General features: G+C 58.1%; 22 protein-coding genes and 1 pseudogene. 14 read left to right on the top strand and 9 right to left on the bottom strand.

Going from position 1 to position 25,407, the window contains the following annotated elements:
• Positions 1-41: 41 nt before the first annotated feature.
• From cpaB to L904_RS00745, 7 genes and pseudogenes are all read left to right on the top strand, one after another.
• On the top strand, positions 42-848 hold the full coding sequence (cpaB, locus tag L904_RS00775; RefSeq protein WP_020810206.1) for a Flp pilus assembly protein CpaB: 807 nt from the start codon (positions 42-44) through the stop codon (positions 846-848).
• Positions 845-2,427 (top strand): annotated as a pseudogene (locus L904_RS00770) (type II and III secretion system protein family protein). The gene cpaB and the pseudogene L904_RS00770 overlap by 4 nt, the downstream one beginning before the upstream one ends.
• 56 nt (positions 2,428-2,483) lie before the next feature.
• Positions 2,484-3,176 carry a CpaD family pilus assembly protein gene (locus L904_RS00765; protein WP_031233863.1) on the top strand — a complete coding sequence of 231 codons (693 nt, stop codon included), beginning with the start codon at positions 2,484-2,486 and terminating at the stop codon, positions 3,174-3,176.
• A 34-nt stretch (positions 3,177-3,210) separates the two neighbouring features.
• Entirely contained in the window at positions 3,211-4,494 is a 1,284-nt protein-coding gene (locus L904_RS00760; RefSeq protein WP_020810203.1) for a CpaE family protein, read from the top strand.
• Positions 4,495-4,527: 33 nt separating this feature from the next.
• Positions 4,528-6,000, top strand: a complete 1,473-nt coding sequence (locus L904_RS00755) for a CpaF family protein (RefSeq protein ID WP_020810202.1) — start codon at positions 4,528-4,530, stop codon at positions 5,998-6,000.
• A 15-nt stretch (positions 6,001-6,015) separates the two neighbouring features.
• Positions 6,016-7,020 (top strand): type II secretion system F family protein, encoded by a 1,005-nt coding sequence (locus L904_RS00750; RefSeq protein WP_020810201.1) that lies wholly within the window; start codon positions 6,016-6,018, stop codon positions 7,018-7,020.
• Between the two features lie 8 nt (positions 7,021-7,028).
• The gene (locus tag L904_RS00745; protein ID WP_020810200.1) at positions 7,029-8,015 is read left to right on the top strand and encodes a type II secretion system F family protein; all 987 of its coding nucleotides are present in this window, start codon (positions 7,029-7,031) and stop codon (positions 8,013-8,015) included.
• Positions 8,016-8,089: 74 nt separating this feature from the next.
• Here the strand turns inward: L904_RS00745 and L904_RS00740 are convergent, their stop codons facing one another.
• Complete coding sequence (locus tag L904_RS00740; RefSeq protein ID WP_003524462.1) at positions 8,090-8,800, bottom strand: tetratricopeptide repeat protein; 711 nt, start codon at positions 8,798-8,800, stop codon at positions 8,090-8,092.
• A 256-nt stretch (positions 8,801-9,056) separates the two neighbouring features.
• Between L904_RS00740 and L904_RS00735 the strand changes: the two genes are divergently transcribed.
• Positions 9,057-10,451 (top strand): M17 family metallopeptidase, encoded by a 1,395-nt coding sequence (locus L904_RS00735; protein ID WP_035264577.1) that lies wholly within the window; start codon positions 9,057-9,059, stop codon positions 10,449-10,451.
• 109 nt (positions 10,452-10,560) lie between these two features.
• On the opposite strand, the gene pncB is transcribed toward L904_RS00735, so the two are convergent.
• The 7 genes from pncB to L904_RS00700 all read right to left on the bottom strand — a co-directional run bounded on the left by pncB (position 10,561) and on the right by L904_RS00700 (position 17,428).
• Entirely contained in the window at positions 10,561-11,865 is a 1,305-nt protein-coding gene (gene pncB, locus L904_RS00730; RefSeq protein ID WP_003507389.1) for a nicotinate phosphoribosyltransferase, read from the bottom strand.
• A 210-nt stretch (positions 11,866-12,075) separates the two neighbouring features.
• Positions 12,076-12,435: a hypothetical protein gene (locus L904_RS00725; RefSeq protein WP_031233696.1), complete on the bottom strand. Its 360-nt coding sequence runs from the start codon at positions 12,433-12,435 to the stop codon at positions 12,076-12,078.
• A gap of 95 nt (positions 12,436-12,530) precedes the next feature.
• Positions 12,531-13,382: a C40 family peptidase gene (locus tag L904_RS00720; RefSeq protein WP_020809670.1), complete on the bottom strand. Its 852-nt coding sequence runs from the start codon at positions 13,380-13,382 to the stop codon at positions 12,531-12,533.
• Positions 13,383-13,400: 18 nt separating this feature from the next.
• Positions 13,401-13,745 (bottom strand): MarR family winged helix-turn-helix transcriptional regulator, encoded by a 345-nt coding sequence (locus L904_RS00715; protein ID WP_003524457.1) that lies wholly within the window; start codon positions 13,743-13,745, stop codon positions 13,401-13,403.
• 362 nt (positions 13,746-14,107) lie between these two features.
• On the bottom strand, positions 14,108-15,214 hold the full coding sequence (locus L904_RS00710) for a DUF475 domain-containing protein (RefSeq protein ID WP_020809669.1): 1,107 nt from the start codon (positions 15,212-15,214) through the stop codon (positions 14,108-14,110).
• A gap of 291 nt (positions 15,215-15,505) precedes the next feature.
• Positions 15,506-16,423: a DMT family transporter gene (locus L904_RS00705; RefSeq protein ID WP_031233695.1), complete on the bottom strand. Its 918-nt coding sequence runs from the start codon at positions 16,421-16,423 to the stop codon at positions 15,506-15,508.
• A gap of 123 nt (positions 16,424-16,546) precedes the next feature.
• Positions 16,547-17,428, bottom strand: coding sequence for a LysR family transcriptional regulator (locus tag L904_RS00700; protein WP_020809667.1), 882 nt, complete (start codon positions 17,426-17,428; stop codon positions 16,547-16,549).
• Positions 17,429-17,534: 106 nt separating this feature from the next.
• Between L904_RS00700 and L904_RS00695 the strand changes: the two genes are divergently transcribed.
• The 3 genes from L904_RS00695 to L904_RS00685 all read left to right on the top strand — a co-directional run bounded on the left by L904_RS00695 (position 17,535) and on the right by L904_RS00685 (position 21,387).
• Positions 17,535-19,031: a CoA-acylating methylmalonate-semialdehyde dehydrogenase gene (locus L904_RS00695; protein WP_003524451.1), complete on the top strand. Its 1,497-nt coding sequence runs from the start codon at positions 17,535-17,537 to the stop codon at positions 19,029-19,031.
• Positions 19,032-19,256: 225 nt separating this feature from the next.
• Positions 19,257-20,327 carry a YjgN family protein gene (locus tag L904_RS00690; RefSeq protein WP_020809666.1) on the top strand — a complete coding sequence of 357 codons (1,071 nt, stop codon included), beginning with the start codon at positions 19,257-19,259 and terminating at the stop codon, positions 20,325-20,327.
• Entirely contained in the window at positions 20,317-21,387 is a 1,071-nt protein-coding gene (locus L904_RS00685) for a M48 family metallopeptidase (protein WP_020809665.1), read from the top strand. Before L904_RS00690 ends, L904_RS00685 begins: the two co-directional genes overlap by 11 nt.
• A gap of 42 nt (positions 21,388-21,429) precedes the next feature.
• On the opposite strand, the gene L904_RS00680 is transcribed toward L904_RS00685, so the two are convergent.
• On the bottom strand, positions 21,430-22,479 hold the full coding sequence (locus L904_RS00680; protein WP_035264601.1) for a Fe(3+) ABC transporter substrate-binding protein: 1,050 nt from the start codon (positions 22,477-22,479) through the stop codon (positions 21,430-21,432).
• 173 nt (positions 22,480-22,652) lie between these two features.
• On the opposite strand from L904_RS00680, the gene rirA reads away from it, so the two are divergent.
• The 3 genes from rirA to L904_RS00665 all read left to right on the top strand — a co-directional run bounded on the left by rirA (position 22,653) and on the right by L904_RS00665 (position 25,392).
• Positions 22,653-23,123: an iron-responsive transcriptional regulator RirA gene (gene rirA, locus L904_RS00675; RefSeq protein WP_035264574.1), complete on the top strand. Its 471-nt coding sequence runs from the start codon at positions 22,653-22,655 to the stop codon at positions 23,121-23,123.
• A 170-nt stretch (positions 23,124-23,293) separates the two neighbouring features.
• On the top strand, positions 23,294-24,340 hold the full coding sequence (locus L904_RS00670; protein ID WP_031234466.1) for an AbrB family transcriptional regulator: 1,047 nt from the start codon (positions 23,294-23,296) through the stop codon (positions 24,338-24,340).
• 140 nt (positions 24,341-24,480) lie between these two features.
• Complete coding sequence (locus tag L904_RS00665) at positions 24,481-25,392, top strand: ABC transporter substrate-binding protein (RefSeq protein WP_020812934.1); 912 nt, start codon at positions 24,481-24,483, stop codon at positions 25,390-25,392.
• Positions 25,393-25,407: the final 15 nt, after the last annotated feature.

Here is a 25,407-nt window from a genome sequence, read left to right as displayed (position 1 = left end):
ATCCTGACGGGAGAAGAATCTGATTCCCTCAAGGATCGAGCATGAAACCGTCGCGTATCTTCATTCTTTCCGTTGCTCTGGTGGCCGCCGGTCTTGCCGGCCTTGTCGCCATGCAGATTTCCGGCGCGAAGCAGGTCATCGAAAAAGCAGAAACGATCATCCAGAAAGAACCGACGGTCAACGTTCTCGTCTCTTCGGTCAATCTGCCCGTCGGTAGCCGCCTGAACGACAGTTCCGTGCGCTGGACACCCTGGCCACAGGGCAATGTGGTCGACAGTTTCATAACGGAAGCGAAAAGGCCTGACGCCATCACCGAACTCACCGGCGCGGTCGTGCGGCTGCCTCTGTTCGAAGGTGAACCGATCCGGCCGGAAAAAGTGGTCGATTCCAGCACGCGCATCATGTCCTCGCTTTTGCCGGCCGGGAAACGCGCTGTCGCCACCGAGATTTCCGTCTCGACAGGCGCAGGCGGTTTCGTTCTGCCGAATGACCGGGTCGATGTGATCATGGTCCGCAAGGGCGACAACAACAACTTTCTGACCGAAAATGTTTTGAACAATGTTCGTGTCCTGGCAATCGATCAGCAGATCAAGGAAGGCGAGGACGGAACGTCGGCGGTGGTCGGCGCAACCGCTACACTCGAACTCACACCGGAACAGGCGAAGATCATAACGGTGGCGCAGCAAATGGCGGACCGTCTCACGCTTGCTTTGCGCTCCGTCGCCGATGCGCAGGAAAACGATACGCTTTCGGCTGGCCATCTTCTCAGCGGCGGTTCCGGACAGCCGGAAATTCAGGTGATCAAATCCGGCTCGATCGTGAAGAGCGGTCAAGGAGCATCACAATGACCGGAAGGCTCATGACAAATCGTCTCAACCAACGCCTGCGTTCATCGATAGCGGGTGGGCTCGCATTCTGCCTGGCCTTTTCAGGCGTTCCCGGCCAACATTCCCCCAAGTTTCTGCGCGTCAGCGAAGCGGAGGCGCAAAGCGCAAGCATCGTGCGGATTACCGAAAGCGGCACAGGCATTCGCAAGCGCTTAAAGCTGGGTTTAAACAAGGCGCTGGTCATCGACCTGCCCGAAGATGCACACGACATTCTCGTTGCCGATCCGAGCCTTGCCGATGCCGTCACCCGCACGTCCAGACGTATTTATCTTTTCGGTAAAACGGTAGGACAGACCAACATTTTCATTTTTGGTGAGGGCGGCCGGGAAATCGTCAGTCTCGATCTGGAAGTAGAGCGGGACATCGCCGGACTCGAGGCGAATATTCGCCGGTTCATTCCCGAGTCTGATATCAAGGTAGAAATCGTTTCGGACAACATCGTTCTTACAGGATCGGTGCGGACACCGCAGGACTCCGCACGCGCCGTTCAACTTGCCGACGCCTTTCTAAAAGGCGGTGAGGCCACCACCCGTAATATATCTCTGACAGGCGGTGACAATGGCGGCGATGCAGCGATTTTTGCGGAGCGCCGGCAGGTATCGCAAATTGTCAACATGCTGACGATTGAGGGGGAAGATCAGGTAACACTGAAGGTTACCGTCGCCGAAGTGAGCAACAGGTTCTGAAGCAACTCGGCTTCAACGGCTCCATCAGCAGTTCAACAAGCGGTAATGGTTTCGAATTTGCGAATCCGTCTAATCTTGGCAATGTGATCGATGGCGCGTCAAGAATTGCCAGTGGTGCGATAGGCTCGGGGTCTCTCAGATTCGCTTCTTATCTCACTGCAATGGAGCAGGCGGGCGTCATGCGTACATTGGCGGAACCAAGCCTGACGGCTATTTCCGGAGAGCAGGCAAAGTTCTACGTCGGAGGCGATTTCAGGATTGCCGGAGAACAGGAAGTCGACATCGACGAAGACACCGGGCGGCCCACAATTACGCGCACGACCAATACTGTCGATTATGGCATCACGTTAAACTTCAAGCCCGTGGTGCTTTCGCCAGGCCGAATAAGTCTCAAAATTGAAACCAATGTTTCCGAGCCCACCTACGAAGGCAATGTTGTAACCGGTAATTCGGGCCGCACGGTCCCAGGTTCGACCTACATGTCGGTCAGAAAGCGCGAAACCTCCACAACGGTCGAGCTTCCCTCGGGGGGATCGATCGTGATCGCAGGTCTCGTTCAGGACAATGTCCGTCAGGCCATGTCCGGGCTTCCGGGCATGTCGAAGATTCCGATTTTCGGCACGCTTTTCCGCAGCAAGGACTTCCTCCGCAACGAAACCGAACTGGTCATCATCGCAACGCCCTATCTGGTGCGGCCCGTTGCCCGCAATCAGATCGCCCGGCCAGACGATAACTTCAATCCGGAAAACGATGCCGCCATGTATTTCATGAACCGCGTCAACAAGGTCTATGGCCGCAAGGATCAGGTTCAGGCGGCGCCCTATCAGGGATCAGTGGGATTCATCTACAAATGACGACATGCACACAAAATCCCCTCTTCAAAGCAAGCCCGGTCAGGGCAGGAAGCGTCATGAAGGAACCCTATTCCTCCTTTTCCCCCTACTTTTCCGGAAGACGGACCGGCCTCGTCGTCGTTGCCGCGCTTGCCGCCGGCCTGTTGCAGGGCTGCGCACGCGATCCGATGACCACCAACGCCATTCCTGACGATTATCGCACACGCCACCCGATTACCCTATCGGAAGCGGAGCATTCGCTGGATATTCCGGTCTCGGCCAGCGACAGCCGGCTGACCACAGCGATGGCGGATAATGTTCGCGGTTTTGCCCAGAATTATGCGTCGATGTCGACAGGGATCATCAATATTCAGACCCCGTCGGGATCGGCCAATTCGGCGGCCGCATCGCGAATGGCGAAACAGATCCGCTCGACGCTTTCCGGTGCTGGTGTGGCGCCCGGCAAGATCATGGAGACGCGTTATGCCGCATCCCCGAATGGCGACGCCTCCCCCATCCGCCTGAGCTATGTCGCCGTTACCGCCATGACTGGCCAGTGCGGGCAATGGCCCGAGGATCTCTCGGATAATACCTTCGCCAACAAGAACTGGTATAATTTCGGGTGCGCGTCCCAAAGCAATCTCGCAGCGCAGATCGCCAACCCAATGGATCTGGTCGGTCCGCGCGGCATGAGCCCGATCGATGCCGAGCGCCGCGCGGTCGTCATCGACACCTATCGCGGTAAGACTTCGACGACGACGACAGATTGATGCGGATCCAACATTTGTCACGGCAGGAAATACGATGAGCGCTGTAGAATACGATATCAAGCCAAGCGGCGGCACAGAAGCCGAGCCGCCCGTGCGCGCTTCGGATATGGACCACCTGCGGCCCCTGCCCCGCATTTCCGTTCACGCTTTCTGCGTCAGCGACAATATGCAAGGCGTCATGGACGCATTGTCCAGCGACCGGCGCATGAGCAAGGTCACCCTGCGGGTGACCAAAGGTGATATCAATGCGGCAGCCACGATGTTTTCCACGTCGCCCACGCCCAATCTCATAATTCTCGAGACAGCAAGCTCACCTGCCTCGCTGCTGGACGATCTCGCGCCTTTGGCGGAGGTTTGCGATCCTTCCACCCGTGTCATCATCGTCGGCCGGCACAACGATATAACGCTCTATCGCGATCTCATCCGCAACGGCATTTCCGAATATCTCGTCGCCCCGGTCAATATGGCCGATCTCCTGGCTTCGATCGCTGCGATCTTCGTCGATCCGGACGCGGAGCCGCTGGGTCGCAACATCGCCTTCATTGGCGCCAAGGGCGGCGTAGGCTCGTCCACCATCGCGCATAATTGCGCCTTCGGCATTTCGAGTCTTTTCTCCACGGAAACCATTCTGGCGGATATGGACCTTGCCTATGGAACGGCGAATATCGATTTCGATCAGGACCCTGCCCAAGGCATGGCTGAAGCGGTCTTTTCGCCGGAGCGACTGGACGAGGTATTTCTCGACCGTCTCTTGACGAAATGTTCCGATCATCTGTCGCTTTTGGCAGCGCCGTCTCTTCTCGACAGGACCTATGATCTCGATCGTCAGGCCTTTCTGCCGATCCTCGAGGTTTTGCAGCGCAGTGCCCCGGTCGCGGTTCTCGATCTTCCCCACCAATGGTGCGACTGGACGCGGGCAGTCCTTTCGGAAGCCGATGAGGTGGTCATAACGGCGGTTCCCGATCTCGCAAATCTGCGCAATACGAAGAACCTCTTCGACGCACTGATCAAGCTGAGACCCAACGATAAATTGCCGCATCTCGTTCTCAATCAGGTCGGCATGCCCAAGCGTCCGGAAATCGCGCCGGCGGATTTCCTTGAGCCGCTGGAAATCGAGCCGATCGCGATCATTCCGTTCGACGCACAATTGTTCGGAAATGCCGCCAATAGCGGCCGTATGATCAGCGAAATGGATGAAAAATCCCAGACGGCGGAAACCTTTTCGCAAATCGCCCATACCATCACAGGCCGCTCCGTGCTGCGCAAAAGCAGGCGTGGCGGTCTGGAAAAACTGAAGAATATTCTCAAGCGCAAGTAGGCCTTCTGCCTGCGTCCTTAGACGGAAACGCCGATGTTCGGAAAACGCGGGCCTGAAAGCCCAGCCAGAAGCACAAAGCCGGATCTTGCTGCACCTGCGCCCATGCAGGTGACGACAGCGCCTGAGCCTCGTTCTGCTGCAATTGACACTCTTGAACCCGGCCAATCACCGGCAATGCGTCAGGCAACTGCAAACGCACCGCCCGCGCAGAGAAAACGTACCCGCACGGAAGATTACTACAATACCAAGAGCCAGGTATTTTCCGCACTTATCGATACGATCGACCTTTCGCAGCTCGCCAAGCTCGACGCGGAAAGTGCGCGCGAGGAAATTCGCGATATCGTCAACGACATCATCACGATCAAAAATTTCGCCATGTCGATCGCCGAGCAGGAAGAGCTGCTCGAAGATATCTGCAACGACGTTCTTGGTTACGGGCCGCTGGAGCCTCTCCTGGCACGCGACGACATTGCCGATATCATGGTCAACGGTTCCGGCCAAACCTTCATCGAAGTCGGCGGCAAGACCATCGAATCCGATATCCGCTTTCGTGACAATGCGCAGTTGCTTTCCATCTGCCAGCGCATCGTCAGCCAGGTCGGCCGACGCGTGGATGAGTCGAGCCCGATATGCGACGCACGCCTGCCGGATGGATCGCGCGTCAACGTCATCGCTCCGCCGCTTGCCATCGACGGTCCGGCGCTGACGATCCGAAAATTCAAGAAAGACAAACTGACACTCGACCAGCTCGTGCGTTTTGGAGCGATCACGCCCGAAGGCGCGACATTGCTCAAGATCATCGGTCGCGTCCGCTGCAATGTCGTCATCTCGGGCGGCACCGGCTCGGGCAAGACGACGCTTCTCAACTGCCTGACGAGCTTCATCGACAGGGATGAACGCGTTATCACCTGCGAAGACACCGCCGAACTTCAGCTGCAGCAGCCGCATGTGGTGAGGCTCGAAACACGTCCGCCCAATATCGAAGGGGAAGGCGAGATCACCATGCGCGATCTCGTCAAGAACTGCCTTCGCATGCGGCCCGAACGTATCATCGTCGGCGAAGTGCGCGGACCGGAAGTTTTCGACCTTCTCCAGGCCATGAACACCGGTCACGACGGTTCGATGGGAACACTTCACGCCAATACGCCACGCGAATGCCTCAGCCGTATCGAATCGATGATCGCCATGGGCGGCTTCACCCTGCCGGCCAAGACCGTACGTGAAATCATCTCAGGCTCGATTGATGTCGTCATTCAGGCGGCGCGTCTGCGTGACGGCTCGCGCCGGATAACGCAGATTACGGAAGTGATCGGCATGGAAGGCGATGTCATCGTCACTCAGGATCTGATGCGATACGAAATCGAAGGCGAAGATGCGAATGGCAAGCTGATCGGCAGGCACGTATCGACCGGCATCAGCAAGCCCAATTTCTGGGATCGTGCACGCTATTACGGCGAAGAGAAACGTCTGGCGGCCGCGCTCGATGAAATGGAAAAGACATCCTAAGGGAAAGCGACTGCCATGGACCCGACAATAGTGTTACTGGCCGTACTTGTCGCCATCTCGGCAGGAGCACTCGCCTACGTCTTTCTTTTTCAGCGGATAGAGGTCGAGAAAAAGACCACAAGCCGTTTCAAGCGGGTGCAGGCCGCAGAGACGGATCACGTAAATATCAAAGCTGCACGCGATCGGGTCCAGGAACTCAGCAAGCGCCGCAAATCCATGCAGGACAGCCTGCGGGATATGGAAAAAAAACAAAATGAAAAGGCGAAAAAAGCAAAAAATGTCAGCCTGCGCGATAAACTCGTGCAGGCTGGGCTGGCAATCTCCGTTCGGCAGTTTCATCTCCTGAGCGCAGGTGCTTCGGCTTTCGCCACTCTCATCGCACTTCTATATGATCTATCATTAATAACCGCCCTGCTCATAGGCGCAGTGGTGGCTTTAGGGCTGCCCCGTTGGGTATTGGCGTTTATCCTCAAGCGCCGGCAGAAAAAATTCCTTGAGGAGTTTCCCAATGCGCTGGATGTCATGTGCCGCTCGATCAAATCCGGATTGCCGCTGAATGACGCCGTGCGACTGATCGCGTCGGATGGTCAGGAGCCGGTGAAAACAGAGTTTCAACGGGTCGTAGACGCGCAGCAGGTTGGTATCGGGATTCCCCAAGGGATAGAGCGCATGATGCTGACCATGCCGCTTTTCGAAGTCAGCTTCTTCAGCACCGTCATCAATATCCAGGCACAGGCAGGCGGCAATCTTTCGGAGGCTTTATCCAACCTTTCGAAGGTATTGCGTGACCGAAAGAAAATGCGCGCCAAAGTGAACGCTCTGTCGATGGAGGCAAAAGCGTCGGCCGTCATTATCGGCGCATTGCCTTTTATTGTGATGCTGCTGGTGCACTTCACATCGCCCGACTATCTTGCAGTCCTCTTCACGGATATGCGCGGGCACATCATTCTGGGTGCATCCGGACTATGGATGCTCATCGGAATTTTCATCATGCGCCAAATGATCAATTTCGATATTTGAGGTCACCGATGACGGGAAATCTCCTTTCAGACCTGACGAATCCGCAAACTATCATTGCGATTCTCGTAACAGTGGCAGTTTTCGCCACCCTTTATACGCTCATTACGCCTTTCTTCGAACGAAAGGACTTTGCCAAGCGCATGAAAGCCGTATCGTCGGAGCGGGAACTTATTCGCAGCCGCGAGCGCGAGCGTCTGGCAACTGCAACCAGAGACGGCAAGGCCTCCCTGCGTGGCAACAACAACAAGTCCGCACGGCGAATCGTTGAAAAATTCAATCTCCAGGAAGCGCTCGCCGACAAGAACACAATGAACAAGCTGCGTGCAGCCGGTTTTCGTTCGCAAAATGCGCTTAATACATTTCTTGCTGCCCGATTCATATTGCCGTTCATTTTTCTGGCCGTCGCATTCACCTGGATTTTCGTTCTCGGAAATCTTGCGGATAAAGCCTTCTTCATTCGACTGATGGCCGTTCTTCTTTTCGGCTATATCGGCTTTTATGCTCCCAATATCTACGTTTCTAACCGCATGACCAAGCGACAGGCCTCGATCAAGCGGGCTTGGCCAGATGCACTTGACCTGATGCTGATCTGCATCGAATCCGGCGTATCAATGGAAGCAGCCATGCGCCGCGTAGCGGAAGAGATGGGTGAACAGTCGCCTGAACTGGCGGAAGAAATGATCCTGACGACAGCGGAATTGTCCTTCCTTCAGGACAGGCGTGTCGCGCTTGAGAATTTTGGTATGCGCACCCAACTGGACGGTGTCAAAAGCGTGGTGCAGGCCCTCATCCAGGCGGAACGATATGGCACGCCGCTCGCACAGGCTCTGCGCGTTCTCGCGCAGGAAGGTCGAGACGAGCGAATGAATGAAGCTGAGAAAAAGGCCGCAGCGCTGCCGCCCAAACTGACTGTGCCGATGATAGTGTTCTTCCTGCCGGTTCTCATCGCCGTTATTCTCGGGCCTGCCGGCATTCGTGTCGCCGACACGTTCTAGCGACGGAAACGCGCAGGAGCGAAACCGGAAATCGTTCGATCAGGGCGCAACCCTTCTATACCTGCGAAAGCGTATCAACCAGCCGGCTTGCCGTCCTTTTTCGCCAGTTGCTGCCAGGAGTTCTGCTGCGAAAGCATGGCACGCAGATAGGTGAGGTTTGCCTGCGCCTGCTGTGGCGAGAGTTCCTGAACCGCGATGCGCTCGGCTTCGGCAAAGCGGCCCTGTAGACCGACCACGAGCGCAAGGTTCTGGCGAACGCGGCTATCGGCGCCCGGCTGGGCGATGGCGGATTGCAGATATGTTTCGGCAGTGCGCGGATCGCTCGACAGGACATAGGACATGCCGAGGTTGGACAATACGCTCGGGTCGTTCGGCTTCAGGTCAAGCGCCTGCCTGTAGCGGGAACGCGCCTCGTTCGAGCGTCCAAGCTGATCGAGCACGGCGCCCTCGGCGGAATAAAGCCGCCAGTCGGGCCGGTCCGGCGTCTGCGCCCGCTGGATGGTCGAAAGCGCCTGCTCCAGCTGACCGGCGGCGGCCTGCGATTTGCCATAGGCGGCAAGGACATCGCGGTCGGCTGGATTGGCGATGGCGATCTGCTGCATGACGGCGAGAGCCTGTGTGTTCTTGCCGGTCATCATCAGCACGCTGGCATAATTCATGCCGACCGATTTATCCTTGGGGCTGCGTTCATAGGCTTTGCCGGCGCTCTCCTCCGCCTGCCGAAGCTGCTCCATGTTCATGTGATCATAGGAGCGTGTGGCGGCGGGAATGGAGCCGGTGGACATGCGATCGGGCTTGTTGGTGCCCGCGCATCCTGAAACCGCAAGAACCAATGCGGCAAGACATGCTCCCCGCAGCAACCCGGTCCGGCCTGTCTCGCCCAAAGAAAATGCAGTCATGGCAGCGCCCCCGCCCAAGAATGATCAATCTTGCGCCCGACACACGACAGACTCACATGACGCAACTTTCGCTTAAGCAATAATCTGTTAACCCTAACAGAGCGTTAATCGCACCGATTCTCGACATTTACGGAAGCATACAATGGCGCCCTATCAGTTCATCGAACGCCCAACCCCTTTCAGCTCCAAGGCCGGCAGCACATTGCCGGTTTTCGCCGTCACGCCGGCCCATATCGAACAGGGCGCCATCGATCCTGTTGCTCTGGATTGGGCAAAGAAGGCGGGGTTCAAGGCGGAGGCAGGCGCCATTCTCCTCGTTCCTTCCGCCGATGGTTCGCTGGGCGGCGTGCTTCTCGGCCTCGGCGGCAATCCCTCGGAAATCCCCTTCATCACCGGGAAACTCGCCCGTGAGCTGCCGGAAGGCGAGTGGCACATCGAGACCGCACCACTGACCGCCAATCGCCTCGCTCTCGGTTTCGGTCTCGGCAGCTACCGCTTCGACAAATACAAGACCACCAAGACGAACGGGGCAAAGCTCCTCATTCCGCAGGATGCGGAAGACGGCGAGATCAAGCGCGTTCTGGCCGGCGTTTTCCTTGCGCGCGACCTCATCAATGTTCCGGCCAACGATATGGGACCGGATGAGCTTGAGATTGCCTTCCGCGCGCTTGCCGCCCATTACAAGGCAAAGGTGAAGGTCACCACCGGTGACGATCTGCTCAAGGAAAACTTACCCCTGATCCATGCTGTCGGCCGGGCCAGCGAAAGTGCGCCGCGGCTTCTGGAGATGAACTGGGGCAAGAAGGGCAATCCACGCCTCACCCTCGTCGGCAAGGGCGTCTGCTTCGATACCGGCGGCCTCGATATCAAACCCGCCGCTTCGATGGCGTTGATGAAGAAGGATATGGGAGGTGCGGCCAATGTGCTCGGCCTTGCGCTGATGATCATGGATGCGAAGCTGCCGGTCGATCTTCGTGTTCTCGTGCCCGCGGTCGAAAACTCTATCTCCTCCAATGCCTTCCGCCCTGGCGATATCTACCGCAGCCGCAAGGGGCTGACGGTGCAGATCGACAATACCGACGCTGAAGGCCGTCTTGTTCTGGCGGATGCGCTGGCCTATGCGGACGAAGATGCGCCAGACCTGATGATCGACATGGCGACGCTGACGGGTGCCGCACGCGTCGCGCTCGGCCCGGATCTGCCGCCCTTCTATACAGATGACGAGGATCTGGCGCATGATATCGCGGAAGCCAGCATCGACACGGACGATCCGCTGTGGCGCATGCCGCTCTATATGGGCTACGACAAGGATATCCGCTCACGCGCAGCCGATATCACCAACGCGCCTTCGGGCGGCATGGGCGGATCGATCACCGCCGCCCTGTTCCTGAAGCGTTTCGTTACCAATACCAGGCGCTGGGCGCATTTCGATATTTACGGCTGGTCTCTGAGCGAGAGGCATCATTCATCGATCGGCGGGGAAGCGCAGGGCATCCGCGCACTCTTCCATTACATCGCACACCAGTTCGCGAAGTAATCTGCTGATAGGTTCGGGCTTCCACGGGCGCTTCCTCAACCGGAGCGCCCGTTCTCAATTTAGAGCATTTCCGGGCGGAAAACCGGGCTCCACTTTTCCTGGAAAAGCTTTAAACCAGAACCTTCTGTTCCTTGTGGTCTTCTTCGCCGAAGAACTTCAGGTAACGCTCCACTTCGGCCGGGTCACCGGTGGCCTTTTGCGGATTGTCCGAGAGCTTCACGGCCGGCCGGCCATTGGCGTCGCTCACCTTGCAGACGATGGAAATCGGCTTGAGGCTGGCGATGGTTTTTGGCGCGCAACCGGCAAAATCATTGGTGAGGTTGGTGCCCCAGCCGAAGCTCATGCGGACGCGGCCTTCGAAATGCCTGTAGGTGTCGATGATGGCGTCGACATCGAGACCGTCGGAGAAGATCAACATCTTCTTGCGTGGGTCGCGGCCCATCTTCTGCCACCACTCGATGATTTTTTCGCCGCCTTCGATCGGCGGCGCACTGTCGGGACGGAAACCCGTCCAGTCTGCCACCCATTCCGGCGCATTGCGCAGGAAAGCCGCCGTGCCGAAGGCGTCGGGAAGCACGATCAGCAGGTTGCCGCCATAAAGCCGGTTCCAGTCCTTCAGAACCTGATAGGGGGCAGCGGCCAGCTCCTCATTCGTTTGCGCCAGCGCTGCTACCACCATGGGCAGTTCATGCGCGTTCGTGCCCACGGCTTCGAGATCGGAATCCATGGCGAGCAGGACGTTACTCGTACCGGTAAAGGCGGGCCCGATGCCTTCCTTCAGCGCTTCGACGCACCAGCGTTGCCAAAGGAAGCTGTGGCGGCGGCGGGTGCCGAAATCGGAAATGCGCAGGCCCGGCAGTTCCCGCAGCCGCTCGACCTTCTCCCACATCTTGGCCTTTGCGCGGGCATAAAGCACATCGAGCGTGAAATAACCGAGCGAACGCATGGCGCTGCGCGAGCGCAACTCGTTGATGATGGCGAGCGCCGGGATTTCCCAGAGCGTCGTATCCATCCAGCGGCCATGAAAATTCAGCTCATATTGCCCGTCGCGCTTGAAAAGCTCATATTCCGGCAATTGATAGCTCGACAGCCAGGAGAGGAATTCCGGCTCGAAAATCTGCGAGCGGCCGTAAAACGTGTTACCCGCAAGCCAGATGTTTTCCTTCTTGGAAAGACGCAGGGTGCGTGCATGATCGAGCTGTTCGCGCAGCTCCATCTCGTCGATCTCTTCCGCCAGCCGCACCGTCTTCGTGCGGTTGATCAGGGAAAACGTCGCGTCGACTTCCGGATAGAGCTTCCAGATCATCTGCAACATCAGGAGCTTGTAGAAATCCGTATCGATCAGGCTGCGGACGATAGGGTCGAGTTTCCAGGTATGATTATGGACACGGGTGGCTATATCGGTCTTCGTCATACTCGCATTCCCCAATATCGGCCAAAGGTCAGAATAGCCGATGTCACTCCGCACCCCGGCAGGTATCAACCTGTCATGCGGAAGATTTATCTGAAAAAGCGACAACAAGTCCAGAGCACCGGCCAGGCAAATGCCCGCCGCCACCGCTCACGCATCGATTTCCCGAAGACCGCAATGGGGTTTTCGGTCCGCTGCTGGGGCGATGCCGCCTCAAAAGGTCGGGTCTACGGGGTTTATGCCGGGATACCAGTCCTTGGAAACCGGGTTTCTGCCGCCGAAGCTGGAAATTCCGTTTTCATCGGTGCAGCGGTAACCTTGAACGGGAAGTCCACGGCTGCCGAAAACATTCCGATAGGGGCCGCGCGAATATCCGGTCGAGCCAAGTGCGCTGTGGCAATTGTAACGGACCTTTGGCTGCAGCGTGCGCGGATCCTTGACGCCGGGCAGGTTTGCATAGGCATCCGGCGCGGGGGCAAAACCATTCTGGAAAACAGTCTGCGCCTGCGCCGACGCGCTCAGCAAAACCGCCGTGAGGATCGCTGCCAATCGTGTCGCCGTTCTTGTCTTCATCGATGCCGGTCCCGAACCATCATCCAACCGATGTAGGCTGTCGGCGGCTCTCGCACAAAGGGCCGCACAGGCACAATTTCGTGAAAGCCGCCTTTTCAGTCTTCCAGGCGGCGAAAAGCCGTCGGCTTTTCGTAAAGCCAGCCGATGCGCTCGATGGCCGCATCGAGATTTTCGCGTGCGACATTCATCGTATGGCCATTGGCATGCAGCAGCGTTTCCTCGTTTTCCATGAGGCCGACATGGCCCTTCCAGAAGACGAGATCGCCGCGGCGTAATTCATCACGCTCTATTTCCACGCCGAGCGACTTCACCTGCATGTCGGTATCGCGCAGAACCCGCCGGCCCGTCATGGCCATGGAAAGCTGCACGAGGCCGGAACAATCGATACCGAAGCCCGAACGGCCGCCCCAGAGATAGGGCGTTTCGATAAAGCGCAGCGCCACCGCCACATAGTCCTCTTCAAGCGCCACATCGACGGCGCGGCAATGGGCGGCGATGATGCCTTCGCCCTTTTCGGTCAGCAGGTAACGGGTGCCGCGTGTCTCCGCCTCGCCTACGATCTGGATCAGGCTACCCATGGACAGCGCTGCGACCGGCGGTTTGCGCAATTCAGCGGCCGGATAGAGAAAAGTGCGCGGTGCAATCACCCGATGGGTGGCGACAACGACATCGCCGATCGCCGTTTCCGGCACATAGCCGGCATAACCATCCGCATCCGCCTGCACCCATGCCCAGCCGTTCGCCCTGTCGAAAACACGGATGGTTTCGCCAGACAGCAGCTCGGTATCGATGCCGGCGGCAAGGTCCGGCGTCGGCCGCAGGCCAACAACCGGCACCGCGATCTGCGCGGGCGAGCCGCTGACAAAACGTTCGGCCTGCACCACGCCCTGCAGCTTTTCATCGGCGAGATCGGAGCGGAAGACATTCAGGCGGCGGTCGAGCATCATGGGTTTCACATCCAGAGGTTAGATCTTGCGTGCCTGATCAATAATCAGATCGCCGAATTTTTCCAGATAAAGCGCACCGGCCACGGTGCGTTTTATCACGACATTGCGCTTGTCCCGCTCATCCCGAACCCGGTCGACCAGTCCGAGAGCACCGAGACTGTCGAGGGCGCGGGTAATAACCGGTTTGGTTACACCCAGCATGGCGGCGAGGCCCCGCACGGTGTGCGGCGGCGGCACGAGATAAATCTGCAGCAGGATGGCGGTTTGGCGCAAGGTCAAATCCGGCTGATCGTCAATGACCTGCGCCGTGGATACACGATGCCAGAGACCCAGGGCCTCCGTGGGCGACAATTGTGCAGGCAAACCGTGACCCTTCCAGTCGTTGTCTTATCGTTTTCATTCAACCGAACGGAAAACTCAAGAACCATCCCGCACAAACAGAACCGCCGCACGGCGCAGATCAGAAAGATCGCGCGGCGCGGCGGTATTTGCTGACCCGTTTTCGAGCCATGATGTCCCCTCTGGACTTGCGGAATGAGACGCAGGAAGCGTGCCAATTTTGATGCAGCGCACAAATACTCGTAAAAACAGCAACTTAAGGCAAAAACTCCGCGTTGTGGCGAAGTTTTTCGCAAAGGATAAACAGCAATAAAAACAGGCAAAAAATAATTCAATGCTTAAAAACTGCCTTCCGCCGCGACAGCGGAAGGCAAGGATATCGCGGATCAGATCTCCGCGCCGCGCGCGGCATCGACCGCATCGGCATTCTGTCGCCGGTTATAGCGGATCGACGACCAGAGCGAGATGCCGATCAGGCCCGCGCCGCCAAGGCCCGTGATGACCTCCGGAATATGCACCATGGTCTGCACGTACATGATGACGGACAGGATGAGGATTGCATAAAAGGCGCCGTGCTCCAGATAGCGATATTCAGCCAGGGTTCCCTTCTCGACCAGCATGATGGTCATCGAACGCACATACATGGCGCCGATGCCGAGGCCGATGGCGATGATGAAGAGGTTCTGCGTCAGCGCGAAAGCGCCGATAACGCCGTCGAAGGAGAAGCTGGCATCCAGCACTTCGAGATAAAGAAACGCACCGAAGCCGCCTTTCGCCGCACCTTCCAGCATTTCCTGGCTGCGATCGAGAATGCCGCCGACGACTTCCACCAGCAGGAAGGTCAAAAGACCCCAGATCGCCGAATGGAAGAAAGTGTTGGCCGCGACCGGACCAAGTTCCGGATTGTCGCTAGCACCGATGATGCGGGAAAAGATCAGCATGACGACCAGCACGAAGGCAATCTCGATGCCCTTGACGGAGGAATAGGTTGCAGCCTTTTCCTCGATCCAGCGCACCCAGTGCACGTCTTTTTCATGGTCGAAGAAGAAGTTGAGACCGACCATCATCAGGAAGGTGCCGCCGAAAGCCGCAATCGGCAGATGGGCGTCACGCATGATTTCCGCATAACGTTCCGGCTGCGTGGCCGCCATGACGAGAGCCGTCCACGGGCCGACATTGGCCGCGACGACCACGATGAGAAGCGGGAAGACGATACGCATGCCGAAAACGGCAATCAGGATACCCCAGGTCAGGAAGCGGTGCTGCCAGACCGGTGTCATGTCCTTCAGCTTGTTGGCGTTGACGATGGCGTTGTCGAAGGAAAGCGAGATTTCCAGCACCGCCAGCACGACGCAGATGAAGAAGATCGTCGCCGTGCCGCCGACCGTTCCGGTCATTTCCCAACCGAGATAACCGCCGAGGATCAAACCGACCACGGTGACGATAAAGGCCCACTTGAAGTAGGTAAGGGTGTTTTTCTGGGCAGCGCTCATGTCCGGTCGCCTCCCATAACGAGGGCGTTCACGGACCGACGCAGGGCGTCAGGCCGCACGCAGAAAGCACGCGCGCGAAGCACATTCAGGTTTTTCATAGTTTTTAATCCGCCGGCCAATTTTTGCAGGCGGTACCGACATCGCGAGAGCGCCGTAAAACTCTCGCCAGAGGGGCCCGGCACCTTTGTTTCCTCTGCCGTTGCGAGACAAATCATCGCAGGGCTCTTTCTTACTCCCCGAAGATCACGCCTTCGTCAAGTCCCGTGATCGTGATCAAGGCCCTGAGAAAGATCAAACCTGCTCCACAGCCAGTCCTTCAGCGGTTTCGCGGCGGCGTTTGAGAGTATTTTCGCGGAAGAAGATATAAAGGCCGGAAAGAACGATCAGGCCCGCGCCGACGACGATACTCGTCTGCGGCACATCGCCGAAGAACAGCCAGCCGAAAATCACCGCCCAGAGCAGCAGCGTATATTGCAGCGGCGCGACGGTGGCGGCATCGGCGAGTTTAAGCGCCCGGTTGACCAGCACATGCGCCGTCATGGCGACGACGCCGAGCAGGCCGAGGAATGCCAGATCGAAACTGGACTGAACCGGCAGCCATCCCGATGGCGTGAGGAATACCGCGACAATGCCCGCAAGCGCCGCACCGATGATCTGCCAGAAGGCAAGCACCGTATCCGGCGTATTGCGCAGCTGGCGGCCAGATAACATCATGAAAGCGAAAGCGGCACTGCCGAGGATCGAAAACAATGCTGCGGAGGTGAGGCTTGCCGAACTGGGTTTGAGCGCAATGAGAACGCCGACAAAACCGATGGCGATGGCCGTCCAGCGACGCCAGCCCACCTTTTCTCCGAGCAGAAACGGCGAGAGCGCCGCCACATAGATGGGGGCGGCCAGCCAATAGGTCATGACATCGGCGAGCGGCAGGGCCGCGACCGCGAAATAGAAACAGAAAAGCTCTGCGGTGGAAAAGAAGACGCGCGCAAACTGAAGGCCGGGACGCTCAATTCTGACAAGGCCGGAGAGGCCGGCACGCCAGACGATCGGAACGAGGATAATAAGCGCCGCCGCGCTGCGAATAAGGATCACCTGACCCTGGCTATAGGTGGCTACGAGCCATTTCCCCATGGCGTCGTTCAGTGCGAAAAGCAGCATTCCAAGCAGCATGACGGCCACGCCGAGGCCAGTCGGCGAAAGCTTACGTATCATAGACATGTCAGTTCCGATCTCTCCCAATGGCTGCATTGGTCGTCCAGCCAGCCATCCTTTGTCAAGCCCCGAACGGCCGGGCCCGAACAATTAATAGTACTAATAATATCGGCATGTGGGATGTCAGATGAAGATTCGCCGTTCTTCGGCTACGAGTTCCTGGAGAAAATCGACCACCGTTCGGACCCGGACCAGTTGACGGGCGGATTCGTGATAGGCCGTCCAGTAGGACCGGCTGATGGTGAGGTGCGGCATGATCCGCAGAAGTTCTGGATATTGCCCGGCGATGTAATTATGCAGGATGCCGATACCCGCACCGGAACGCACCGCCTCGGTCTGCCCGGTGGCGCTGGAGATTTCAAAGGCGGCGTCCCAGTCGCGCATGATCTCACCGGTAAAGTTCAGTGAAGGCGAAAAGATCAGATCCTCCACGTAGCCGATCCGCCGGTGGCGCTTCAGCGCCTCGACATCATCAGGCGTTCCATAATCGGCCAGATAATCCGCCGAGGCATAAAGGCCCAGCGAATAATCGGTGAGCTTCGAAAACATCAGCCTGCCCTGCTCCGGCCTTTCGATGGTGATGGCGATATCGGCCTCACGCTGCGACAGGGAGAAAGAGCGCGGCACCGGCACGAGCTGGATTTTCAGATCAGGATAACGCGCCGTCAGCCGGCCGAGCCGCGGCGCGAGGAAGGAAACGCCGAGACCATCCGGCGCGCCGATGCGCACCGTTCCCGCCACCGCCGTATCGACGCGGCCGAGATTTGCCTGGGCATTCAGCATTTCGGTTTCCATGTGCTCGGCCCCGGCAAGAAGGCGCTGCCCCTCTTCGGTCAGCTCGCAGCCATTGGTGCTCCGCAGGAAGAGCTGCGTGCCGATGGCCGCTTCCAGTGCGGAAATGCGCCGGCTGAGGGTGGCATGGTTGACGCCAAGCTTTCTGGCCGCCGAAAGAAACTGGCCGCTTCGCGCGACGCTTAGAAACAAACGCACATCATCCCAGTTCACAACACCCTCCTTATGTCTATTTTTGCACAATGGATGCTTATTTCAGGCGATTGATTTGTGCAAATCGAAAGGTAATGCTGCGCCATCACATTCTGGAGGAAAACCCATGAAGGAAATCGGTCATTTCATTAACGGCAAGCATGTGCCAGGCACCAGCGGCCGCACATCGAATGTCTACAACCCGGCCACCGGCGAAGTGCAGGCAACCGTTGCGCTTGCCAGCGACGCCGAATTGCGCGCCGCCGTGGAGAGCGCCAAGGCTGCGCAGCCGAAATGGGCCGCTACCAACCCGCAGCGTCGCGCCCGCGTTTTCTTCAAGTTCGTCGAACTTCTGAACCGCGACATGAACGAGCTGGCTGTGCTGCTCTCCAGCGAGCATGGTAAGACCGTCGAGGATTCCAAGGGCGATATCGTGCGCGGCCTTGAAGTCTGCGAATTCGTCTGCGGCATTCCGCACCTGCAAAAGGGTGAATTCACCGAGGGTGCCGGTCCGGCCATCGACATGTATTCGATCCGCCAGCCGGTCGGCATCGGCGCAGGCATCACCCCGTTCAACTTCCCCGGCATGATCCCGATGTGGATGTTCGCGCCGGCGATCGCCTGCGGCAACGCCTTCATCCTCAAGCCTTCCGAGCGCGACCCGTCGCTGCCGATCCGTCTTGCCGAACTGATGATCGAAGCCGGTCTTCCGGCCGGCATCCTGAACGTCGTCAACGGTGACAAGGGCGCCGTCGACGCCATCCTGACCGATCCCGATATCGGCGCGGTCTCCTTCGTCGGCTCGACGCCGATCGCCCGCTATGTCTATGGCACGGCCGCCATGAACGGCAAGCGTGCGCAGTGCTTCGGCGGTGCGAAGAACCACATGATCATCATGCCGGATGCCGATCTCGACCAGGCGGTAAACGCGTTGATGGGCGCGGGTTACGGTTCGGCGGGCGAGCGCTGCATGGCTGTTTCCGTTGCGGTTCCGGTTGGTGAGGAGACGGCAAACCGTCTCGTCGAAAAGCTCATTCCGCAGATCGAAAGCCTGAGAATCGGCCCCTATACCGACGACAAGGCCGATATGGGTCCGCTCGTCACCAAAGAAGCGCAGACGCGCGTCAAGGGCCTGATCGACAGCGGCGTCGCACAGGGTGCGAAGCTTCTGGTCGATGGCCGCGACTTCAAGCTGCAGGGCTATGAAGACGGCTATTTCGTCGGCGGCTGCCTGTTCGACCACGTGACCCCTGATATGGACATCTACAAGACGGAAATCTTCGGACCCGTTCTCTCCGTCGTTCGCGCCAAGAATTACGAAGACGCGCTGGAACTGCCGATGAAGCATGAATATGGCAACGGCGTCGCGATCTATACCCGCGACGGCGACGCCGCCCGCGACTTCGCAAGCCGCGTCAATATCGGCATGATCGGCGTCAACGTTCCGATCCCGGTTCCGCTTGCCTATCACTCCTTCGGCGGCTGGAAGGCTTCGAGCTTCGGCGACCTCAACCAGCACGGGACGGATTCGATCAAGTTCTGGACGAAGACCAAGACGATCACCTCGCGCTGGCCGTCGGGTATCAAGTCGGGCGCTGAATTCGTGATGCCGACAATGAAGTAAGCGGGCAGAGCCCTCTACATTACAAAGAGCCTCGCTGTTTTCACGGCGGGGCTTTTTCGATTAAAAGATAACTTAAAAAATCAAGTTTTTCCTTCAAAATATTTCCACTTAAAGCTGTTATGGCGTAAGAGAGCAGTTGCGGCGTGGGGACGCTGCCAACCGACGATAACGGGGAAGCCTGCAAACTCAATCTGCCCGGAGAGGGGCATATCATGAGGGACTATTATGAGTGATATCTCAGTGAGTGCGGATCAGCGTGCGCTTGAACGCGGCTCGTTCAGCGGAAATGCCAAGGAATATTTCGGAATCTGGATCGTCAATATTCTGCTGACGATCATCACCATCGGCATCTATTCCGCCTGGGCAAAGGTGCGCCGCAAGCGTTATTTCAATGGCAATACCGTGCTGGCCGGTCGTGCCTTCGGTTATCACGCCACCGGCGGGCAAATCTTCAAGGGCCGGCTGATCGCCTTTGCCTTCATCGTCGTCTCGCAGCTCGTCGGCCTCATCCATCCCTTCCTGGTTTTCGTGCCGGCAATCCTGCTGATGATCTTCTTTCCATGGCTGATCACGCGCAGCATTCGTTTCAATGCGCGGGTGACGAGCTATCGCAATGTGCGTTTTGATTTTGTCGGAACGGCATGGGGCGCTTTTGTCTCCATCCTGCTTGGCAGCCTCGTCGCGTTCTTCTCCTTCGGCATTCTGGCGCCGCTGTCCAGCCGCTGGGCGAACCGCTATATTTTCAGCAACCTGCGTTACGGCGACCGGCCTTTCAGCGCCGATCCCAGGATCGGCAAGCTCTACCGGGTCTGGATCATTCCCGCGATCATGGTGGTGATCGGCGGCATCGTAGTCGGCTTTTTCGGCATTGCCGCCTTTGCGGCCAATAGCGCTATGCTCGAAGACGAGACGGCAGCCATGGCCACGGCGCTGGCTTCCCTTTATGTCGGAATTTTCGGCGCGTTTCTGGTCTATGGTCTTGCGGGTGTCGTCTATCGCACCGGCGTTCGCAATGTCGTCATCTCCTCCATGCTGCTGGACGGAAAGCACGACCTGCACAGCGATCTTCATCGCGGTCGCTACCTGTGGATCGTCATCTCCAACCTGATCGTCACCGTCTTCACGCTTGGCCTGATGCGGCCATGGGCGGCGGTGCGCGAAGCGCGTTATACCGTTGAACGCACGGCAATCCGTTTCAATGGCGATGTCGGCGAGGTTCTCTCCTCGATGGAGGCGACAGGCGCCGCCGTCAGCGCCGAATATATGGATATGGAAGGTTTCGAATTTGGTTTCTGATACCGGAGAAACCGTTGCGGGCGAGTGGCATGCCGCTCGCTCCAACCTTTCCAGCGTCGCCAGGCTGAAGCTTGGCGGCACGGTCCTTCTCGTGCTCGACGCGAAGGACAACCACGTCAGAACCCAGGCCGAGATAAAAACGGTGGAGATCAGCCACCGGGTCGGCACCATCCCCCGGGAGTTGCATTTTCCCGACGGGTCGCTGTTCGAAACCCGCGACAATGACGGCGTGGACCGGCTGCTTGGCCAGCACATTACCAAGCGTTCCGGTTTCGTGCACTGGCTGGAACAGTTCCGCCCACGGCTGATCGGCATCACCGCCGCAGCCGTTCTTCTGGCTTACGGCACCTATAAGCTGGCGCTTCCGGCGCTGGTGGAACTGGCGGTCGCCGTAACGCCGCCCATCGTTCCACAGGTCATGTCGGCCAGCACCATGCAGGCCTTCGACCAGGCGGTGTTTTCTCCAAGCGAACTTCCGCAGGAAGAGCAGGACGCCATCCGTGCGGAATTTGCCCGGATCGTCGCCCATGCGGAAGGTTCGCCCGAGGACTACAAGCTGAATTTCCGCAAGGGCGGTTATATCGGCCCCAATGCCTTTGCGCTTCCGGATGGCACGCTGGTACTGACGGACGAGCTGGTGGAACTCGCAGGCGACGACAGGCAGATGATCACCGGGGTTCTCGCCCATGAAATCGGCCATGTGGAATATGAACACAGCCTGCGGCAGCTTTACCGCGCCGCCGGGGTTGCCGGTCTCGTCATGCTGATTGCCGGCGATGTCGGTTCGGCAATGGAAGATATTCTCACCCAGGGTGGCGGTCTTCTGGCGCTATCGCATTCGCGCGATGCCGAGCGGCAGGCGGACCAGCGCTCCGTCGAACTGATGCGCAAGGCCGGGCTCGACCCAACCGCCATCGAACGGTTCTTTGCGCTGCTGGAGGAAAAGCTGGGCGACAAGGACGGCACCAGCATCGTGTCCACCCATCCCGGAACACCGGAAAGGCGCAAGGCCATTCTCGATTACAACGCTTCCCTGGACAACAAACCGGCGGGCAACTGACCCACCGGTATCGCAACTATCAGAGTTCGATCAAGAGCTAACTCAGTTGGTCGGGCCGTCGTTGAAACCCACTTCATCAACCAGTTCGGACGCCTGCTTGCGATGGGCCGCTATGTCCGTCAGCGGCAGCTTGTCCGGATTGATGGGGCCGAAGCCCTTCACGACATCGGATGGCTCCGCGCCGGGCAGCACCGGATATTCGAAGACCTGCTTGGCGTAGATTTCCTGCGCCTCGCGCGAGGCCAGGAATTCCATCAGCTTCAGCGCATTGTCTTTGTTGGGTGCGTATTTCGTCAGCGCCATGCCGGAGATATTTACATGTGTGCCGCGATCGCCCGCATTGGGGAAGATCACCCGCACCGATCCGGCCCATTCCTTTTCTTCCGGCTCGCGATCATTCGTCAGCATCAGGCCGACATAATAGGTGTTGCCGAGCGCGATGTCGCATTCACCGGAAAAGATCGATTTCGCCTGGCTGCGGTCGGTTCCGTCAGGCTTGCGAGCGAGATTGTTCTTCAGACCGGTCAGCCATGTGCGGGTATAATCGACGCCGTGATGGGCGATCATCGAGGCGATCAGCGCGATATTATAGGAATGCTGGCCGTCGCGAATGCAGATCTTGCCCTTCCATTTCGGATCGGCAAGCTCCTCATAGGTAATATCCTTCTGGGTCACCCGCTCCTTAGACGCATAGACCACCCGGCCGCGCGTGGTGAGACCAAACCATTCGCCCTCGGGATCGCGCAGATTGGCAGGGATATCCTTTTCGATGACGGGATCGTTGAGGACCGGCTGGGTAACCTTGCCCTCCTTCGCCTCGACGAGACGGGCGATATCGACCGTCAGCAGCACATCGGCAGGCGAATTGACGCCCTCAGCCTGAATGCGTTCCACCAGCCCCTTGTCGAGAAAAAGCACATTCGCCTCTATCCCGGTTTCCTTCGTGAAAGCATCGAGCAGCGGCTGGATCAATTCAGGCTGGCGATAGGAATAGACGTTAACCTCCCCCTCTGCCAAAGCGACGGGCGCGGCGACAAGGATCGTCAGCCCTGAAAAAACGGCAGCGGAAAAGTATGATTTCAAGCTTGCCATTATGAATGCCTCCATTACATTCCGATTCTTGACTTGTTTGTTCATGAATCATCCGGACGGTCAACAAGGCTGTTCGAGAAATATCGGATGGGTGCCAGTTTTTTCAGTTTCTGGAATTGTTCTAAACTGAAAAAGAGACTATATAACTCCACATTGAGAGTTAGGAGACCAGCATGCGCTTGACCAAACAGACCAACTATGCCGTTCGCATGTTGATGTATTGCGCCGCCAATGAAGGCCATCTGAGCCGCATTCCTGAGATCGCCAGAGCCTATGGCGTTTCGGAGCTGTTCCTGTTCAAAATCCTGCAGCCGCTCAACAAGGCGGGCCTGGTGGAAACCGTGCGCGGTCGCAACGGCGGCGTGCGTCTTGGCAAACCTGCCGAAAAGATCAGCCTGTTCGACGTGGTGAAAGTGACTGAAGACAGCTTCGCCATGGCCGAATGCTTCGAGGACGGTGCTGTGGAGTGTCCGCTTGTGGATAGCTGCGGCCTCAACTCGGCGCTTCGCAAGGCGCTCAATGCCTTTTTCGACGTTCTGGCGGAATATTCGATCGACGATCTCGTCAAGGCGCGGCCCCAGATCAACTTCCTGCTGGGCCTCGATACGGAAATGCCGAAGATCGCCGCCCTTCCGGCTGCCTGACCATCCCATTGTCGCATCGACAATTGCCATAGCCCGTGTCCTTCAGGCCACGGGCTTTTCTTTTATAGAATACGCATGAAATGTAATATTTTTGATCCTGCGTGTTGACGTCGCGAATGGAAGCGGCGCATTTGGTCGCGAGCTTTTTCAAGCAACCAATCAGCGTCGCAATGATCATCAAGCCTGAATTCCATACATTTGCGCTCACCGCGCTCGTCGGCGGCATAGGGGCGCTACTCGCCAGCCTCATCGATATTCCGGCACCTTTTCTTTCCGGCCCGGCGCTTGCCGTGACGATCACGGGGCTGGCCGGTGTAAGGCTTGGCGTTCCCGCCTTCATCCGCAATGCCTGTTTCGTCGTCGTCGGCATTTCTATGGGAACGAGCGTGACGCCCTCCGTGATCGACGCGGCAAAGACCTGGCCCGTGAGCTTCGTCGTTGTGCTCGTCGCTGTCGTTATCATGCTCTATGTCGCCTACTGGATCCTGCATTATGGCTTCGGTTACGACCGGACAACGGCGATGCTGGGCGCCTCTCCCGGTCATCTCAGCTATATTATCAGCCTCGGCGCAGAGACGAAAAGCGACCTTGCGACCGTCAGCATCGTGCAAAGCGTGCGGGTGCTGGCGCTGACGCTTTCCGTGCCGCTGATCGTCGAATATTTCGATCTCGTCAGCACGGAACCGCTTGTGGCCAACCCGCCAATGGGTCTGCTCACACTCGCGCTGACCATCGGCGCATCGCTTCTGACCGGCTGGCTTTTCCTGCGCTGGAAGTTTCCGGCCGCGCTGCTGCTTGGCGGCGTCGCCATTTCCATCGGCACCCACATTACCGGCCTTACCGAAGGCGGCGTTCCCACCTGGCTCAGCCTGCCCGTCTATGTGCTGATCGGTTGCCTTATCGGCACGCGCTTTTCGAATGTCTCACTGATGGACGTGCGGAAAGGCTTTCTGGCAGGCTTCGTCGTCACCATCGCCGTGATGCTGATTGCCGGAAGCATTGCCTGGATGATTTCCGGCGTGACCGGCGTTCCGCTCAATGCCGTCATGATCGCCTATTCGCCGGGCGGCCTGGAAACCATGGCGGCGATGGCGGTGATGATGCATGCCGATACCGCCTATGTCGGCTCCCACCACGTCATCAGGCTCTTGTTTCTTTCGGTTCTCATGCCGCTCGTCATGGGCAAGGATGCACGCAAGCGCGACGGAGAAACCTGACCATCGGCGTGTAGCGGAGCTATCGACGCAAAAACGCAGGTGGCATGCAACCATTTTTCCTCCCGGCCGTTTATATTCCGCCGCAATTGCGGCGGCGATCTTTCGCCTGTTCGGCAGGCTGACCCACCGGAGGAACATTCATGAACCGCTTGATGACGTTGACGGGCGCCGGACTTGCGCTTGCCCTTTCTGTTTCCATCGCTCAGGCGCAGGTGGTCGTGTCGTCGAAAATCGACACGGAAGGCGGTGTTCTCGGCAACATCATCCTTGCCGTCCTTAACCAGAACAAGATCGAAACGACGGATCGCATCCAGCTTGGCGCCACGCCGGTTGTGCGAAAAGCGATAACGGCCGGTGAGATCGACATCTATCCGGAATATACCGGCAACGCCGCGTTCTTTTTCTCCAAGGCGGACGATCCGCTCTGGAAAGATGCAGCCAAGGGCTATGAAGAGGCGAAAACACTCGACTTCGACGCTAACAAGATCGTCTGGCTGACACCATCGCCGGCAAACAACACCTGGGCAATTGCGCTGCGCAAGGATGTTGCCGACAAGAACAATCTGAAGACGCTTTCCGATTTCGGCAAATATGTTGCCGATGGTGGCGAGGTCGTCCTTGCCGCTTCTTCCGAATTCGTCAACTCCGCCGCCGCGCTCCCTGCATTTCAGACCACCTATGGCTTCACCATGAAGCCTGAGCAGCTGATCACGCTTTCCGGCGGCGACACCGCGGCCACGATTGCCGCCGCCGCCAACCAGACGAACAACGCCAATGCCGCCATGGTCTATGGCACGGATGGCGGCATCGCGCCTTCAGGTCTCGTGGTGCTGGAGGACGACAAACATGTGCAGCCAGTCTATCAGCCAGCGCCGATCATTCGCGAAGAGGTTCTGAAAAAGCACCCGAATATCGAAGAGCTGCTGAAACCCGTGTTCGAAAAACTCGATCTGGCAACGCTGCAGGATTTGAACGCCCGCGTGCAGGTTGGCGGCGAACAGGCCAAGACCGTGGCGCTCGACTTTCTGACAAAGAACGGCTTCGTCAAGTAACCGCTCGCGGCACCG

It is taken from the genome of Agrobacterium sp. LY4, from assembly GCF_001526585.1.
GTDB lineage: Bacteria > Pseudomonadota > Alphaproteobacteria > Rhizobiales > Rhizobiaceae > Agrobacterium > Agrobacterium leguminum.
Note: the sequence above shows the minus strand (reverse complement) of the source record. Positions and strands in the feature narration are given on the sequence as shown.

What these genes read in the sequence shown, in the direction of transcription:
- cpaB (WP_020810206.1), top strand. Translation starts at nt 42, where the DNA reads ATGAAACCGTCGCGTATCTTCATTCTTTCCGTTGCTCTGGTGGCCGCC.
- L904_RS00765 (WP_031233863.1), top strand. Translation starts at nt 2,484, where the DNA reads ATGAAGGAACCCTATTCCTCCTTTTCCCCCTACTTTTCCGGAAGACGG.
- L904_RS00760 (WP_020810203.1), top strand. Translation starts at nt 3,211, where the DNA reads ATGAGCGCTGTAGAATACGATATCAAGCCAAGCGGCGGCACAGAAGCC.
- L904_RS00755 (WP_020810202.1), top strand. Translation starts at nt 4,528, where the DNA reads ATGTTCGGAAAACGCGGGCCTGAAAGCCCAGCCAGAAGCACAAAGCCG.
- L904_RS00750 (WP_020810201.1), top strand. Translation starts at nt 6,016, where the DNA reads ATGGACCCGACAATAGTGTTACTGGCCGTACTTGTCGCCATCTCGGCA.
- L904_RS00745 (WP_020810200.1), top strand. Translation starts at nt 7,029, where the DNA reads ATGACGGGAAATCTCCTTTCAGACCTGACGAATCCGCAAACTATCATT.
- L904_RS00740 (WP_003524462.1), bottom strand. Translation starts at nt 8,800, where the DNA reads ATGTCCACCGGCTCCATTCCCGCCGCCACACGCTCCTATGATCACATG.
- L904_RS00735 (WP_035264577.1), top strand. Translation starts at nt 9,057, where the DNA reads ATGGCGCCCTATCAGTTCATCGAACGCCCAACCCCTTTCAGCTCCAAG.
- pncB (WP_003507389.1), bottom strand. Translation starts at nt 11,865, where the DNA reads ATGACGAAGACCGATATAGCCACCCGTGTCCATAATCATACCTGGAAA.
- L904_RS00725 (WP_031233696.1), bottom strand. Translation starts at nt 12,435, where the DNA reads ATGAAGACAAGAACGGCGACACGATTGGCAGCGATCCTCACGGCGGTT.
- L904_RS00720 (WP_020809670.1), bottom strand. Translation starts at nt 13,382, where the DNA reads ATGATGCTCGACCGCCGCCTGAATGTCTTCCGCTCCGATCTCGCCGAT.
- L904_RS00710 (WP_020809669.1), bottom strand. Translation starts at nt 15,214, where the DNA reads ATGAGCGCTGCCCAGAAAAACACCCTTACCTACTTCAAGTGGGCCTTT.
- L904_RS00705 (WP_031233695.1), bottom strand. Translation starts at nt 16,423, where the DNA reads ATGATACGTAAGCTTTCGCCGACTGGCCTCGGCGTGGCCGTCATGCTG.
- L904_RS00695 (WP_003524451.1), top strand. Translation starts at nt 17,535, where the DNA reads ATGAAGGAAATCGGTCATTTCATTAACGGCAAGCATGTGCCAGGCACC.
- L904_RS00690 (WP_020809666.1), top strand. Translation starts at nt 19,257, where the DNA reads ATGAGTGATATCTCAGTGAGTGCGGATCAGCGTGCGCTTGAACGCGGC.
- L904_RS00680 (WP_035264601.1), bottom strand. Translation starts at nt 22,479, where the DNA reads ATGGCAAGCTTGAAATCATACTTTTCCGCTGCCGTTTTTTCAGGGCTG.
- rirA (WP_035264574.1), top strand. Translation starts at nt 22,653, where the DNA reads ATGCGCTTGACCAAACAGACCAACTATGCCGTTCGCATGTTGATGTAT.
- L904_RS00670 (WP_031234466.1), top strand. Translation starts at nt 23,294, where the DNA reads ATGATCATCAAGCCTGAATTCCATACATTTGCGCTCACCGCGCTCGTC.
- L904_RS00665 (WP_020812934.1), top strand. Translation starts at nt 24,481, where the DNA reads ATGAACCGCTTGATGACGTTGACGGGCGCCGGACTTGCGCTTGCCCTT.